12 protein-coding genes and 1 pseudogene are annotated in these 12,767 nt (G+C 68.1%); 10 read left to right on the plus strand and 3 right to left on the minus strand.

Going from position 1 to position 12,767, the window contains the following annotated elements:
* Nucleotides 1–74 precede the first annotated feature (74 nt).
* A pseudogene (locus V9K91_RS12985) lies at nucleotides 75–1,367 on the plus strand (metallophosphoesterase family protein); the annotation flags it as partial.
* Nucleotides 1,368–1,375: 8 nt separating this feature from the next.
* Nucleotides 1,376–2,011 carry an inorganic diphosphatase gene (locus V9K91_RS12990; RefSeq protein WP_095364181.1) on the plus strand — a complete coding sequence of 212 codons (636 nt, stop codon included), beginning with the start codon at nucleotides 1,376–1,378 and terminating at the stop codon, nucleotides 2,009–2,011.
* Nucleotides 2,012–2,030: 19 nt separating this feature from the next.
* Here V9K91_RS12990 and V9K91_RS12995 read toward each other — a convergent pair whose 3' ends face one another.
* Nucleotides 2,031–2,810, minus strand: a complete 780-nt coding sequence (locus V9K91_RS12995; RefSeq protein WP_336443345.1) for an SDR family oxidoreductase — start codon at nucleotides 2,808–2,810, stop codon at nucleotides 2,031–2,033.
* A gap of 113 nt (nucleotides 2,811–2,923) precedes the next feature.
* Here V9K91_RS12995 and V9K91_RS13000 point away from each other — a divergent pair, with 113 nt between their 5' ends.
* The 3 genes from V9K91_RS13000 to V9K91_RS13010 all read left to right on the plus strand — a co-directional run bounded on the left by V9K91_RS13000 (nucleotide 2,924) and on the right by V9K91_RS13010 (nucleotide 5,506).
* Nucleotides 2,924–3,814, plus strand: a complete 891-nt coding sequence (locus V9K91_RS13000) for an AraC family transcriptional regulator (RefSeq protein WP_336443346.1) — start codon at nucleotides 2,924–2,926, stop codon at nucleotides 3,812–3,814.
* A gap of 55 nt (nucleotides 3,815–3,869) precedes the next feature.
* On the plus strand, nucleotides 3,870–4,427 hold the full coding sequence (locus tag V9K91_RS13005) for a TetR/AcrR family transcriptional regulator (RefSeq protein WP_336443347.1): 558 nt from the start codon (nucleotides 3,870–3,872) through the stop codon (nucleotides 4,425–4,427).
* A gap of 83 nt (nucleotides 4,428–4,510) precedes the next feature.
* Nucleotides 4,511–5,506 carry an NAD-dependent epimerase/dehydratase family protein gene (locus V9K91_RS13010; RefSeq protein WP_336443348.1) on the plus strand — a complete coding sequence of 332 codons (996 nt, stop codon included), beginning with the start codon at nucleotides 4,511–4,513 and terminating at the stop codon, nucleotides 5,504–5,506.
* A gap of 22 nt (nucleotides 5,507–5,528) precedes the next feature.
* On the opposite strand, the gene V9K91_RS13015 is transcribed toward V9K91_RS13010, so the two are convergent.
* Nucleotides 5,529–6,617, minus strand: a complete 1,089-nt coding sequence (locus tag V9K91_RS13015) for a catalase family protein (protein WP_336443349.1) — start codon at nucleotides 6,615–6,617, stop codon at nucleotides 5,529–5,531.
* 203 nt (nucleotides 6,618–6,820) lie between these two features.
* Between V9K91_RS13015 and V9K91_RS13020 the strand changes: the two genes are divergently transcribed.
* Together V9K91_RS13020 and V9K91_RS13025 are read left to right on the plus strand one after the other, a co-directional pair.
* Entirely contained in the window at nucleotides 6,821–8,230 is a 1,410-nt protein-coding gene (locus tag V9K91_RS13020; RefSeq protein ID WP_336443350.1) for a deoxyribodipyrimidine photo-lyase, read from the plus strand.
* A 118-nt stretch (nucleotides 8,231–8,348) separates the two neighbouring features.
* Nucleotides 8,349–9,044 (plus strand): OmpA family protein, encoded by a 696-nt coding sequence (locus tag V9K91_RS13025; RefSeq protein ID WP_184124011.1) that lies wholly within the window; start codon nucleotides 8,349–8,351, stop codon nucleotides 9,042–9,044.
* A gap of 224 nt (nucleotides 9,045–9,268) precedes the next feature.
* Here V9K91_RS13025 and V9K91_RS13030 read toward each other — a convergent pair whose 3' ends face one another.
* Complete coding sequence (locus tag V9K91_RS13030; RefSeq protein WP_068854629.1) at nucleotides 9,269–10,288, minus strand: LysR family transcriptional regulator; 1,020 nt, start codon at nucleotides 10,286–10,288, stop codon at nucleotides 9,269–9,271.
* Nucleotides 10,289–10,429: 141 nt separating this feature from the next.
* Here V9K91_RS13030 and V9K91_RS13035 point away from each other — a divergent pair, with 141 nt between their 5' ends.
* The 3 genes from V9K91_RS13035 (at nucleotide 10,430) to V9K91_RS13045 (ending at nucleotide 12,726) form a co-directional block, all read left to right on the plus strand.
* Nucleotides 10,430–10,657, plus strand: coding sequence for a hypothetical protein (locus V9K91_RS13035; protein ID WP_068851096.1), 228 nt, complete (start codon nucleotides 10,430–10,432; stop codon nucleotides 10,655–10,657).
* Entirely contained in the window at nucleotides 10,654–11,424 is a 771-nt protein-coding gene (locus V9K91_RS13040) for an SDR family NAD(P)-dependent oxidoreductase (protein ID WP_184124008.1), read from the plus strand. Before V9K91_RS13035 ends, V9K91_RS13040 begins: the two co-directional genes overlap by 4 nt.
* A gap of 93 nt (nucleotides 11,425–11,517) precedes the next feature.
* Nucleotides 11,518–12,726 carry an efflux RND transporter periplasmic adaptor subunit gene (locus V9K91_RS13045; protein ID WP_336443351.1) on the plus strand — a complete coding sequence of 403 codons (1,209 nt, stop codon included), beginning with the start codon at nucleotides 11,518–11,520 and terminating at the stop codon, nucleotides 12,724–12,726.
* Nucleotides 12,727–12,767 lie beyond the last annotated feature (41 nt).

A 12,767-nucleotide genomic window follows, 5' to 3' on the forward strand; every position in this document is an offset into this window, starting at 1 on the left:
ATGCATGCGCCCGCGCGCTCGCGGTAGTGCTGCTGCTGGGCAGCGCGTCCAGCTGGGCCAGGCCGGAGGGCAAGGCCGAGCCGAACACCCAGGTGCCGGCCGGAAACCGGCATTACGCGGCGACCGGCTTCCCGGACCGCATCGTGGCATCGCCGGCGCAGGACGCATCGCGCGGCTTCGCCGTGGCGTGGCGTACCGATACCAGCGTCAGCACGCCGCTGCTGGAATGGGTGGTTGCCGGCGACTCGCCCGATGTCGGCACGCCCCGGCGCGTTACCGCCGTGACCACGGCGCTGGACACCGAACTGGGCCCTTCGCACCATCACCGTGCCGACGTCGCTGGCCTGGCGCCGGATACGCTGTACCTGTGGCGGGTGCAGGGCAACGGCACCTGGAGCGCCTGGAACCAGCTGCGCACCGCCGGGCGGGCCGACCAGCCATTGACCCTGCTGTACTTCGGCGACACCCAGAACAAGAACGTCAGCCACGTCTCGCGCGTGCTGCGTGCCGGCATCAAGGCCGCACCGGATGCGCGCCTGACCCTGTTTGCCGGTGACCTCGTAAGTGGCGGTGACGGCGTGGACGACAGCGAGTGGGGCGAGTGGTTCGCTGCCGCCGGCTGGCTGCCGCAGGAAACCGCAGTGGCACCGGCGATCGGCAACCATGAGTACTTCGAGGAATTCGAAGACACCCCGCAGGAACGCCGCGTGCTGGGCCGGCACTGGCCGGTGACCTTCGCCCTGCCGCGCAACGGCGTGGATGCCGCGGCCACCAGCACCTACTGGTTCGACTACCAGGGCGTGCGCATCGCCGTGCTGGACGGCACCTCGGCGCTGGACCTGGGCACGGCCCAGGCGCAGGCGGCGTGGCTGGACAAGGTGCTGGCCGACAACCCACACCCGTGGAGCATCGTGCTGCTGCACCAGCCGTTCTATTCGCCGCGCGAAGGACGCGAGAACGCCGAGCTGCGCGATGTGCTGCTGCCGGTGGTGCGCCGCCACAACGTGGACCTGGTGCTGCAGGGACACGACCACGCCTACGGCCGCCGTGGGGAAGGGCAGGCCGCCACGCCGCAGTACATCGTCACCGTGGCCGGCCCCAAGCAGTACCGCCTCTCCGATGAAGCGCGCGCCACCATGGCGCCGGTCGGTGAGGACACCCAGCTGTACCAGGTGCTCACGATCGATCCACGGCACCTGCGCTATGAAGCACGCACGGTCACCGGCCGCCTGTACGACGGCTTCGAGCTCAACCGCGGGGCCGACGGCAGCAAGCGCAAGACCGAACTCACCGAGGGCCGCATCGCCCCCCGCGACTGCACGCGCACCCAGACCCTGAAGGGTCGCGCCGACCGCTGCTGGGAATAAGGACTGCCATGAACCCGCAACCCAAGCTTGCCCTGATCGCCCTGGCTGCCGCACTGCTGCTGCTCACCGGCGCCAGCCTCGCCAGCAACGCGGTGCTGCACCCGTTCCTGGCCGCCCAGCCGAAGGAAGCGCCGGAGGAAGCCAACCTGGCCGTGGAAATCCCGGCCGGCAGCTTCACCAAGTACGAAATCAAGGAGGACGGCCTGGTCCACGTCGACCGCTTCCAGTCGATGCCGGTCGCGTACCCGGCCAACTACGGCTCCATGCCGCGCACCCTGGCCGGCGACAACGACCCGCTGGATGCACTGGTATTGACCCGCGAGCCGCTGCATCCGGGCGTGATCGTGCGCTTCCGCCCGATCGGCTACCTGAAGATGGTCGACAAGGGCGAGCACGACGAGAAGGTGATCGGCGTGCCCACTGACAAGATCGACCCGACCTACGCCAACATCCGCGACCTGCAGGACCTGCCGCTGATCGAACGCCAGCGCATCGAAGCGTTCTTCCGCGTCTACAAGGACCTGCCCGAAGGTCGCAATCCGGTGGAACTCAGCGGCTGGGGCAACGCGGCCGAAGCGAAGGTGCTGATCCGCGAATCAATGCAGCGCTTCGACGCGCAGCAGCGCCGCGCCAAGGGCGATTGAGCTTCAGCACCGCGCGGGCCTACAGCAGGATCCCGCCGCCCACCTCGATCCGCTGCGCGGTCACCCAGTGGTTGTCGGGCCCGACCAGCGCGGCCACCATCGCCCCGATATCCTCGGCGTGGCCCGGGCGCCCGAGTGCGGTGTGGTCGCTGACATAACGCTGCACGTCGGGGTTGTCGCGCACCGCGCCGCCGAAGAAATCCGTCTGCGTGGGGCCGGGTGCCACCGCATTGACGGTGATGCCGCGCGGACCCAGTTCCAGCGCCAGGTAGCGGGTCATCACCTCCAGCGCGCCCTTCATGGCGGCGTAGACGAGGCTGCCGGCGGCGGTGTGGCGGGTGAGGCTGCTGGACAGGTTCACAATGCGCGCCCCGTCGGCCAGCAGCGGTGACAGCGCCTGGGTCAGCAGCAGCGGCCCCTTGAAGTGCAGCGCATGCAGAAGGTCGATGTCATCGGCGGTGATTGCACCGAACGGTGCCGGTGCGTGCGCGCCGGCATTGTTGATGAGCGCGTCGAGCTTCCGGCCCTGGCCTCGGGACTGCAGCCAACCGGTCATCGCGGCCAGGCATGCCGGGAAGCTCCCGCTGTCGGTGACGTCCAGCGCCAGGGTCATCACGTCGCGGCCCTGACGTGCGATGTCCGCGGCCACACTGCGGGCGGCGGCGGGGTCGCTGCGGTACGTTAAGATCACATCCCAACCGCGCGTGGCCAACTGCAGCGCGATGCTGCGGCCAATGCCCTTGTTGCCGCCGGTGACCAGGGCCACGCGGGCGGGGAGAAGTGGAGAGCCAGTGTGCATGCGATAACCAGACGAGTGGAACGAGCAGGCATGATCGCGGGGTGCCGCGCCGCGCTCTTGCAAGTTACGCGCAGGCATTTGCCTGATCCTGCACCCCTCCGCGCGGGGGTGGCATGCTGACGCGTCTGCATGACGCAGTGGAGAGCCTCCTGAGCCGTTCGGCCGGAGAGGGCGACCGTGTACTGTCGCCGCTGCCGGGCGTGATCGTTTCGACCACCCGCCGTGCCCGGATGCCCTCACATGCGCTGTACCGGCCTGCGTTGGGTGTGGTCGTGCAGGGGGCAAAGCAGGTTCTGGCCGGAAGACGCAGCCTCGATTACCGTGCCGGACAGGGACTGGTGACCGGGATCGCGATGCCGGCAACTGGGCGCGTGCTGACGGCCAGCAGGGCACAGCCGTTCATGGGCGTCTCGATCGAGCTGGACACGGGAGTGCTGCAGCAGGTGATGGCCGGGCTGGATCCGGGGCCGTCAGCCCTCGCCGCAGCCTCCGGCCTCAGCGTACATACCCTGCCAGCGCCGCTGCTGGACTGCGTGGCACGCATCGTTGAAGCGGTGCGTATCGACGATGCGGCGGCGGTGCTGGTGCCCACCTTGTTGCGCGAACTCAGCTACTGGCTGTTGACCGGGCCAACCGGCCCGGAGGTTGCGGCAATGGCGCGCCCGGAAGGCACGCTGCACCGGATTGCCGAAGCGGTGGTGCACCTCCGCCGGCATTTCCGTCAGCCGCTGCAGGTGGAGTCGCTGGCGGCGGCCAGCAACATGTCCGTGTCACTGTTCTACCGGCGCTTCCGCGCGGTCACCGGGGTCTCGCCACTACAGTTCCAGAAGCAGCTGCGTCTGCTCGAAGCACGGCGGCTGCTCGAAACCCAGGCCGTCAACGTGACCTCGGCGGCGCTTGCCGTCGGGTACGAGAGCCTGTCGCAGTTCAGCCGCGAGTACCAGCGCTGCTTCGGCCACACCGCGCGGGAAAGCCTGCAGGGGTCCGCGCTTTCCGTGGATTGACCCCTGGTTCGCGACCAATTAATATCCATCCGGACGGATATTAATTGGTAAAGGCATGGCCCGACCGCGCTCCATCGACCCGAATCACCTGCTGGACGCCGCCGAACGGGTGGTGGCCCGCCATGGCGTTCCCGGGCTTACCCTGGAGGCCGTTGCAGCCGAGGCCGGGATCAGCAAGGCCAGCGTGCTGTACGACCATGGCAGCAAGACCGCACTGGTGCAGGCCGTACTGGTGCGCGCGCTGCAGCGGGACCGTGCCCAGAACCAGGCCGCGATTGACGCGGTGCCCGCGCATGACAGTCCGGTCATCAAGGGTCGGCTGGCGGCCGCTGCACAGCCGCTGCCGGACGCCTTCCGACCGGTCGCCCTGAGCCTGGTGGCGGCCATGGCCGGCGACTCGAGCCTGCGCGGGCCGTTCCAGCAACACCAGCGCGAGGTGATCGAGGCGGTCGAAACCACCTCGCAGCAGCCTCGTGGCGCGACGCTGGCGTACCTGGCGCTGGAAGGACTGAAACTTCTCGAAGCGCTCGACTACCACCGCTGGCCCGTGCAACAGCGGGAACAGCTGCTGCGGGACATCGCGTGGCTGGTGGAGCAGGTACCGCCTGACTGATCCATCGGTTTGGGGCGACGTTACGCCCACCTGTCTTCTCTCCCACCCATCAATGCGGCCCGGCAGCGGCTGCAGGACCCCCCATGTCTTCTCTCCAGCGGATTTTCCTTACCGGCGGCAGTGGCTATGTCGGTCGCAACCTCATCACCTCACTGGTCTCCCAGGGCCACGCCGTGGTGGCCTTGGCGCGCAGCGAAGCAGCGGCGCGCGCAGTCGAACAGCGCGGCGCACGGGCATTCCGCGCCGACCTGCTCTCGGGTGACCTGGCCACGGGCATGCAGGGCTGCCACGCCGTTGTCCATGCGGCCGCCGATACCGACCATGTGGCCGGTGGGGGGCGCCAGCATCGTGTCAACGTCGATGGCACGCGCCGGGTGATCGACGCCGCCGGACAGGCGGGCGTCGCCCGCGTGCTCCTGCTCAGCACCGAGTCGGTGCTGGCCAGCGGGCGCGCGTTGCCAGGCGTGGACGAGCGCACGCCACTGCCACGCTGCTCCATCGGTGGCTACTCGCGCAGCAAGGCCGAGGCGGAGCGGGTTGCGTTGGCGGCCAACAGCGAACACCTTGCGGTCAGCGTGCTGCGCCCACGGTTCGTGTGGGGCCGCGACGACACCACCGCACTGCCACAGCTGTGCGACGCGGCGCGGAGCGGACAGCTGGCCTGGATTTCGGGCGGCAACTACCTGACCTCCACCACCCATATCGCGACCCTGTGCGCGGCTGTCTCGGCAGCGCTGCGCCATGCACGACCGGGCGAGGTCTATTTCATCGCCGACGAGCAGCCTGTCCAGTTCCGTGCCTTCATCACCGCGCTGCTGGAAACGCAGGGGATCGCCGCGCCGGAAAAGTCGGTCCCGCGCGCGTTGCTGTGGGCACTGGCATCGCTGGGCGATGCACTGGCGGCAGTGAGTGGTGGACGGGTACGCGGTCCGCTGACCCGGCAGCAGTTCGCTGCCTCGGCGGTTGAAGTGACGCTGGATACGCGCAAGGCGCGGCGTGAGCTGCACTTGCGCGACGCGATCACGCGCGAGCAGGGGTTGGATGAGCTTCGGCTCGTGCGCTCTGGCGTGCGCGTGTGAAGCTGCCACGCAGGGCGCGGCACTAAACGTTGGGTGCCGAAGGCTCGTGGATGGGGCAACGGTTGAACCGGGCGCGGAAGTCGCGCGAGGCGGCCATCACGATCCGGCGTGCGCGGTTGATGTTGCCCAGCGGTTGATGGGCCGCCAGCGCGTGCCAGGGAGCGAAGGCGAGGCGGTCTTCGCTGGCCTCGGCGTCGGCGTTCCAGGAAGACTGCTCGCTCACCACCAGCCGACCTACCGGCTGGAACGGGCTGAGTTCCTCCGGCCAGACCACCGAGGCGTCTTCGATCGGCATCTTTTCAAGATCGCGGCAGAGCTGCACGCGCAGCTCCCACTCAGCCACGGCGCCGGGCTGGGCGAAGAACGCGGCCACCGCCTCACGCTGCGTATCGGCTTCGGAAGGCAGCTTCTGCCCGGCCAGCGCGACCAGTGCCGGTGACACCGGCACCCACGAGAACTTGGCCATGTACGGCCCGTAGCGGAACGGGACCTGGGTGAAGAACGTTTCGCCGAGCGGATGATGCTGCGGTTCGCCACCGAGCGCCTTCAGTGATGCGCTCTGGCCACCCACCGCCTCCAGCGCCGCCTCGGTACCGCGCAGCGTGGCCGAGAGCACCTGCTTGGTCCGCGGCATGCGCTCGGTGGTGGCGGCCAGCAGCTTGGCCGAACGCAGGAAGCCGCTGATGCCCGGCGTGTTGAAGGCCGGGCCGTTGACCATCAGGAAATCCTGGCTGTGCTGCTCGTCGCCGCCTTCCACGCGCGCGCCGGGAACATCCAGGATCTTCACCGCCATCGCGCGCGGCGTGGACACCGTGTCGGGCAGCTGTTCGGCCGGGGGCGAGGACAACCGCACCAGCGCATCGTAGCCGGCAGGGCTGCTGAAGAGGCCGTGGCGCAGTTCTGGCGGGAGGCCGTCGAGTACCTGGAAGCGTCCGCGCAGCAGCGCGTGCCCCTTGGCGTGCACCGCACGGTGCGCATGGCCTTCATGCTCGGCAACCACGCCGGCCATGCGGATGAATACCTCCACCAGTTCGGCGATGGTGGCGTCTTCGTCAGGCGCGCGCTGTTCCACGTCAGCGGAATAAACAACAGCAGGCTGGATCGGCGTCATGGGCGTGGTTCCGGAAAGTGGAGAGAAGGCGCCGGCGACCACGAGGTGCTGCCTTGGCAGGGACCGGCTGGGGCATGTGCCCACCTTCCCGCTTGAGCCGTGCACGAGCGGTGCAGGGGACATCGCCGTGGCGCGAAGGGCGCGTGCAATGCCTTCACTCCAGATGGCTATCATGTGGCTCTCTTTCAGCGTAGGCAGTGCTTGTGTCGGTAGCTCTGGTCTGGTTCCGCCGTGATCTGCGTCTTCAGGACAACCCGGCATTGCAGGCCGCGCTGGAGGCCGGGCATACCCCGGTGCCGGTTTACATCCATGCGCCGGATGAGGAGGGCGAATGGGCGCCGGGCGGTGCGTCGAACGCCTGGCTGCACCGCTCGCTTGCCGCGCTGGATGCGGACCTGCGCGCGCGCGGGTCGGCGCTGGTGCTGCGCCAGGGCGACAGCCGGGCGCAGCTGCAGGCGCTGATCGAAGAAACCGGCGCCGAGGCGGTGTACTGGAGCCGGAAGTACGAACCGGCCACGCAACCGCGCGATGCCCGGATCAAGCGCGAACTGCGCGAGCAGGGCATCGAGGCGAACAGCTGCAACGGAAGCCTGATGTTCGAGCCGTGGGATATCGCCACGCTGCAGGGCGGGCCCTACAAGGTATTCACTCCGTTCTGGCGCAACGCGCTGACCCGCATGAATATTCCGGCGGCCACCCGGCTGCCGCAGACCCTGCCGCCGCACGCTGCAAAAGGCGTGGCACTGAACACCTTGGGACTGGCGCCGACGCTGGACTGGGACAAGCAGTTCTGGGAGCACTGGCAACCCGGCGAAACCGGCGCGCAGGAAGCGCTGTCGGTGTTCATCGACGGTGCGTTGAACGGCTACCGCCAGCAGCGCGACCTGCCTGACCGGGTAGGCACTTCGCTGCTGTCGCCGCACCTGCACTTCGGCGAAGTCTCGCCGTGGCAGATCGTGCGACGGCTGGAAGCAGAGCGCAGCGCCAGCCGCGATGCCGATATCGATGGCTACATACGCGAGCTGGGCTGGCGTGAGTTCTCCTACCACCTGCTGCACCACTTCCCGCAGACCCCCGAACAGAACCTCAACCCGCGGTTCGCGAACTTCAGCTGGGCCAAGCCGAATGCGACACAGTTGCAGGCGTGGCAGCAGGGCCGGACCGGCGTGCCGATCGTCGATGCGGGGCTGCGCGAGCTGTGGGCCACCGGCTACATGCACAACCGCGTGCGGATGATCGTGGCCAGCTTCCTGTGCAAGCACATGCGCCAGCACTGGCTGCACGGCGCGCGCTGGTTCTGGGCCACGCTGGTGGATGCGGACCTGGCCAACAACACCATGGGCTGGCAGTGGGTGGCCGGCACCGGTGCGGATGCGGCACCGTATTTCCGGATATTCAACCCGGTCACGCAGTCGCAGAAGTTCGACCCGCGTGCGCGCTACATCACCCGCTGGGTGCCCGAGCTGGCGCCGTTGCCAGTGAAGGCACGCTTCGCACCGTGGCAGTCGCCGTCGTTGCTGGCAGAGCTGGCGCCGGGCTATCCAGCGGTGCCACTGGTGGATCTGGCGGCCGGCCGCGAGGCGGCATTGGCCGCGTATCGGCACACCGGCTGATGCCCCAAAGCTGAACGAAATGCCGAATCCGTGCGTGTTCATCATGCCGGCATCGCGTCGGCGTGTTTATGCTTCTGGCCGTTCGCACGCCGACCGCCGGCACTTCAGGAGAAAACACATGATCCGATCCGCACCCCGCAACGTGGCCCTGGCCCTGATGACCGCTGCCGCCCTGTCGGCCTGCGCCACCGGTGGTTCCTACGTGCAGAGCGACCAGTACGGCAACCCGGTCGAGCAGCAGAGCCGCACCGGCCGCAACGCGCTGATCGGTACCGCCATCGGCGTGGCCGCCGGCCTGCTGACCGGTGACAGCGCGACCGAACGTCGCCAGCACGCGATGGTGGGTGCGGGTATTGGCGCGCTTGCCGGCGCCGGCGTGGGTGCGTATCAGAACAAGCAGGAACGTGAGCTGCGCGAGCGCACCGCCAACACTGGTATTGACGTGCAGCGTCAGGGCGACAACATCGTGCTCAACCTGCCCGATGGCGTGACCTTCGACTTCGGCAAGTCGCAGCTGAAGCCGCAGTTCTACGGTGCGCTCAACGGCGTGGCGAGCACGCTGAACGAATACAACCAGACCATGATCGAAGTGGTTGGCCACACGGACAGCATTGGCAGTGACGCGGTCAACAACAAGCTGTCCAAGGAACGCGCCGATTCGGTGGCGCAGTACCTGACCGCCCAGGGCGTGCAGAGCGTGCGTATCGAGACGCTGGGTGCCGGCAAGGCCTACCCGATCGCCGATAACAGCACCGACGCCGGTCGCGCCAAGAACCGCCGCGTGGAAATCCGCGTGATTCCGTTGCAGCAATAAAAGGCGCAAGCGCCTTTTATTGCTGCGTTGCATCGGCCATGCCGATGCAACGCAAAAATGCCGCCCCAACGGGCGGCATTTTCTGTAGCGCCGACTGTTAGTCGGCTGCACCGTCCGCCGCGCCGTCGGCATGCAGGAAGCCGCGCTTCGCGCGTAGCCGACTAACAGTCGGCTCTACCAGTCGGCTCTACCTGCCGGCTCCGCCTGCCGCACCACCGCGACGATCAGGCGGTCACCGTCTCCAGGATCCGCTTGCCAGTCTCCTGCAACTCCGCTTCGGCTTCCTTCTGCTGCTGCTTGGCCAGCTTCGCCGCCGGGCACTGGGCCAGCATGTAGTTGGCGTCGAAGTTGAGCTTTTCGACCAGGAAATCGACGAACGCGCGCACCTTCGGCGACACCAGCCGGCCGCCGGCGAACACCGCGTTGAAGTCCACTTCCGGGCCGGTCCAGCCCGCCAGCACACGGCGCACCATGCCCGACTCGATGAACGGCTTGGCCATCACATCGCCGGTGAGCAGCAGCCCCTCACCGCAGACCAGCGCGCCATTCAGCGCCGACGGATCATTGGCTACCAGCAGCGGATTGACCGGGAAATCGCGCAGGTCGCCGCCGTTCTCGCCCAGCTGCCAGAAGAACCGGTTGTTGTTGAGGTTGCGGGCCTTGCGCATCGCCAGGATGCGGTGGAACTGCAGTTCGTCCGGGTGCAGCGGCTCGCCGTAGCGTTCGATGTAGGCGGGGCTGGCAAACACCTGCGTGCGCAGGCTGCCCAGCTTGCGCGCCACCAGGTTGGAATCGGGCAGGGCGCCCACGCGCAGCGCCAGGTCCGCTTCACCCGCGATGAGGTCGAGCTTTTCGTTGCCCAGGTGCATGTCCAGCTGGATCTCCGGGTACTGGGCGTGGAACTGCCCCAGCAGCGGCGCGATCCAGGTGATGCCGATCGAATAGGGCACGGTGAAGCGCAGCCAGCCGCGTGGGCCGGACTGCAGCTGGTTGACCGCGCCTTCGGCCTCTTCCAGCTCGCGCGCGATGCGCTGGCAATGTTCGTGGTACACCGAGCCGGCCTCGGTCAGGCCCAGCCGGCGCGTGGTCCGGTGCAGCAGGCGTGCGCCCAGGCGCGTTTCCAGTTCCTGCACCTTGCGGCTGACGGTGGTCTTGGGCAGGCCGAGCGCGTTGGCAGCGGCGATGAAACTGCCTTGCTCGACCACCTTGACGAAGATCAGCGTGTCGTTGAGATCGTGGGCCATGACGGAGTCCATATCGGGGGATGGGTAGGGTGCCCGAAAGATTGTGCCGGGTACGGGACGATTATTCCCCTTAATTCGGACTAATCAAGGGGGAGTTCGAGGACTAATCTGGCGCCATTCCCGAATTGGAGGACGCCAACCATGTGGTTGCAGAACATTCTAGGCCGCGTCATCGGCGGCCGCACGCCCTCGCTGGACCTGGCCCTGACCGTTGAAAAGCGCCCCTCGGCCTTCTCCGGCAAGGCTTTCCGCGAGTTCACCCCGCCCGCCAACCTGCAGCGCGGCGGCAGCCTGCGCCTGGGTGCCCGCAGCGGCGGCCGACTGGGCCGAATTGGGATTATCCCGGCGACGGGAGTTAAAGTCCCATGAACGGGACACTGGCCCCCGAAGTGCTGGTGCTTGGCGGCACCGGCAGCGTCGGGCAGGGCATCGTGGCTGCGCTGCTGGAGGCCGGCAGCCCGGTCCTGGTGGTTGGCCGCGACCCGGGCCGGCTTGCAGCGCTGCGCGAGCAGTTTGCCGACGAGCCGGGGCTGGAAACGCTGTTGGGCTCGCTCGCCGACGATGGCTCGGCGCTGGCCCTGGCCGAACGCATTGCGCAGCGGCCGCGCACGCTTGCTGCGGTCATCGATGCAATGGGCGGCCCCTATAACCGCGGCCGTGTCATCGACCGCAGCGGCGATGCGCTGCTGCAGGCGCTGCAGGCCGACGTGATGCCGCACGTGCACGCCGGCCGCCGCCTGCTGCCGCTGCTGCAGAGTGAAGGCCACCCGCGCCGCTATGTGCTGGTCGGCAGCCCGGCCGGCTTCAAGCCGTGGGCCGGCTATGGCGAAAGCTCCATCACCGGCGCCGCCACGCGCATGTACGCGCAGGTGCTGCACCAGGAAGCGCAGGCCCTGGGCGTTCGCGCGCAGATGCTGGAGGTTTGCAACCCGGTGTGCACGCCGAGCAACGCCGCCAACGCGTGCATCGAATGGCCGAGCGCGCTGCTGGTCGGCCGTCGCGTGGTTTCCCTGCTCGACAACTGCGTCGACAACCGCGCCATCGTGCGCTGCGACACCCGCGATGCGGAACTTCCGCGTGGACTGCTGCAACTGGACCGACCTCCCGCCTGGCGCGACATCGCCGGCGTCGCTTGACCTTTACCTAGGTTCAGGTCCCAGGCTACCGCCCCCAGCAGTACCACGTGATTTTTGTTTTTCTTTGACCACCCCTACGTACGGATGCCTTTCATGACTTCCTCCAATTCCACTCCGCATCGCTTCTCCCGACGGCTGGCCATGGCCGGCGTGTCGATCCTGGCCGCCGCTGTGCTGACCGCGTGCAGCGGCAGCCAGGCCGAAACCGCCGGCCCGCCGCCGCCGCAGGTCAGCGCCGCGCCGGTGCTGGTCAAGCCGGTCAGCCAGTGGGACGACTTCAGCGGCCGCGTCGAGGCGGTGCAGAGCGTCGAACTGCGCCCGCGCGTGTCCGGCTACATCGACAAGGTCAACTACGTCGAAGGCGACGAAGTGAAGAAGGGCGATGTGCTCTTCACCATCGACGCGCGCAGCTACCAGGCCGAGTACGACCGTGCCCGCGCCGAACTCACCCGCGCCCGTACCCAGTCCACCCTGGCCCGCAGCGAGTCCGAGCGCGCCAAGAAACTGTCCGACCAGCAGGCCATCTCCACCGAATCCTGGGAGCAGCGCCGCGCCGCCGCCGACCAGGCCGGTGCCAACGTGCAGGCCGCGCAGGCCGCGTTGGATGCGGCGGCACTGAACCTGGAATTCACCAAGGTGCGCGCCCCCATCAACGGCCGCGCCGGCCGCGCGATGGTCACCGCCGGCAATCTGGTCACCGCGGGCGACAGCGCGAGCGTGCTGACCACGCTGGTCTCGCTGGATACCGTGTTCGTGTACTTCGATGCCGACGAGGGTACCTTCCTGCGGTACGCGCAGATGGCACGCAAGGGCGAGCGCCCGAGCGAGCGTGACAGCGAGCTGCCGGTGAAGGTGGGCCTGTCCGGTGAAGAGGGCTTCCCGCATGCAGGCAAGGTCGACTTCCTGGACAACCAGGTCACCCGGAGCACCGGCACCATCCGCGTGCGTGCACTGCTGGACAACGCCGACCGCGCCTTCACCCCGGGGCTGTTCGCCCGCGTACAGCTGCTCGGCAGTGGCGAGTTCCAGGCCATGCTGATCGACGACAAGGCCGTGCTCACCGACCAGGACCGCAAGTACGTGTACGTGGTCGACAAGGAAGGCAAGGCGCAGCGCCGCGACATCCAGCTGGGCCGCACCGCCGAAGGCCTGCGCATCGTGCAGCAGGGGCTGGCGGCCGGCGACCGGGTGATCATCGATGGCGTGCAGAAGGTGTTCATGCCGGGGATGCCGGTGCAGGCCAAGGCGGTTGCGATGCAGCCGGCTGCGGCTGCGGCGGCTGCGCCTGTTGCATTGAATTGAAGAGCAGCCGACCAACGGTCGGCTCTACCGTGTCTTTCAAC

The sequence above is a fragment of the Stenotrophomonas sp. CCNWLW57 genome (genome assembly GCF_037203925.1).
Taxonomy (GTDB): Bacteria; Pseudomonadota; Gammaproteobacteria; order Xanthomonadales; family Xanthomonadaceae; genus Stenotrophomonas; species Stenotrophomonas rhizophila_A.

Excerpts from the sequence above, each read along its gene's own strand:
- V9K91_RS12995 (WP_336443345.1), bottom strand. The coding sequence starts at position 2,810 with ATGCACACTGGCTCTCCACTTCTCCCCGCCCGCGTGGCCCTGGTCACC.
- V9K91_RS13010 (WP_336443348.1), top strand. The coding sequence starts at position 4,511 with ATGTCTTCTCTCCAGCGGATTTTCCTTACCGGCGGCAGTGGCTATGTC.
- V9K91_RS13040 (WP_184124008.1), top strand. The coding sequence starts at position 10,654 with ATGAACGGGACACTGGCCCCCGAAGTGCTGGTGCTTGGCGGCACCGGC.
- V9K91_RS13000 (WP_336443346.1), top strand. The coding sequence starts at position 2,924 with ATGCTGACGCGTCTGCATGACGCAGTGGAGAGCCTCCTGAGCCGTTCG.
- V9K91_RS13030 (WP_068854629.1), bottom strand. The coding sequence starts at position 10,288 with ATGGCCCACGATCTCAACGACACGCTGATCTTCGTCAAGGTGGTCGAG.
- V9K91_RS13005 (WP_336443347.1), top strand. The coding sequence starts at position 3,870 with ATGGCCCGACCGCGCTCCATCGACCCGAATCACCTGCTGGACGCCGCC.
- V9K91_RS13015 (WP_336443349.1), bottom strand. The coding sequence starts at position 6,617 with ATGACGCCGATCCAGCCTGCTGTTGTTTATTCCGCTGACGTGGAACAG.
- V9K91_RS12990 (WP_095364181.1), top strand. The coding sequence starts at position 1,376 with ATGAACCCGCAACCCAAGCTTGCCCTGATCGCCCTGGCTGCCGCACTG.
- V9K91_RS13025 (WP_184124011.1), top strand. The coding sequence starts at position 8,349 with ATGATCCGATCCGCACCCCGCAACGTGGCCCTGGCCCTGATGACCGCT.
- V9K91_RS13045 (WP_336443351.1), top strand. The coding sequence starts at position 11,518 with ATGACTTCCTCCAATTCCACTCCGCATCGCTTCTCCCGACGGCTGGCC.
- V9K91_RS13035 (WP_068851096.1), top strand. The coding sequence starts at position 10,430 with ATGTGGTTGCAGAACATTCTAGGCCGCGTCATCGGCGGCCGCACGCCC.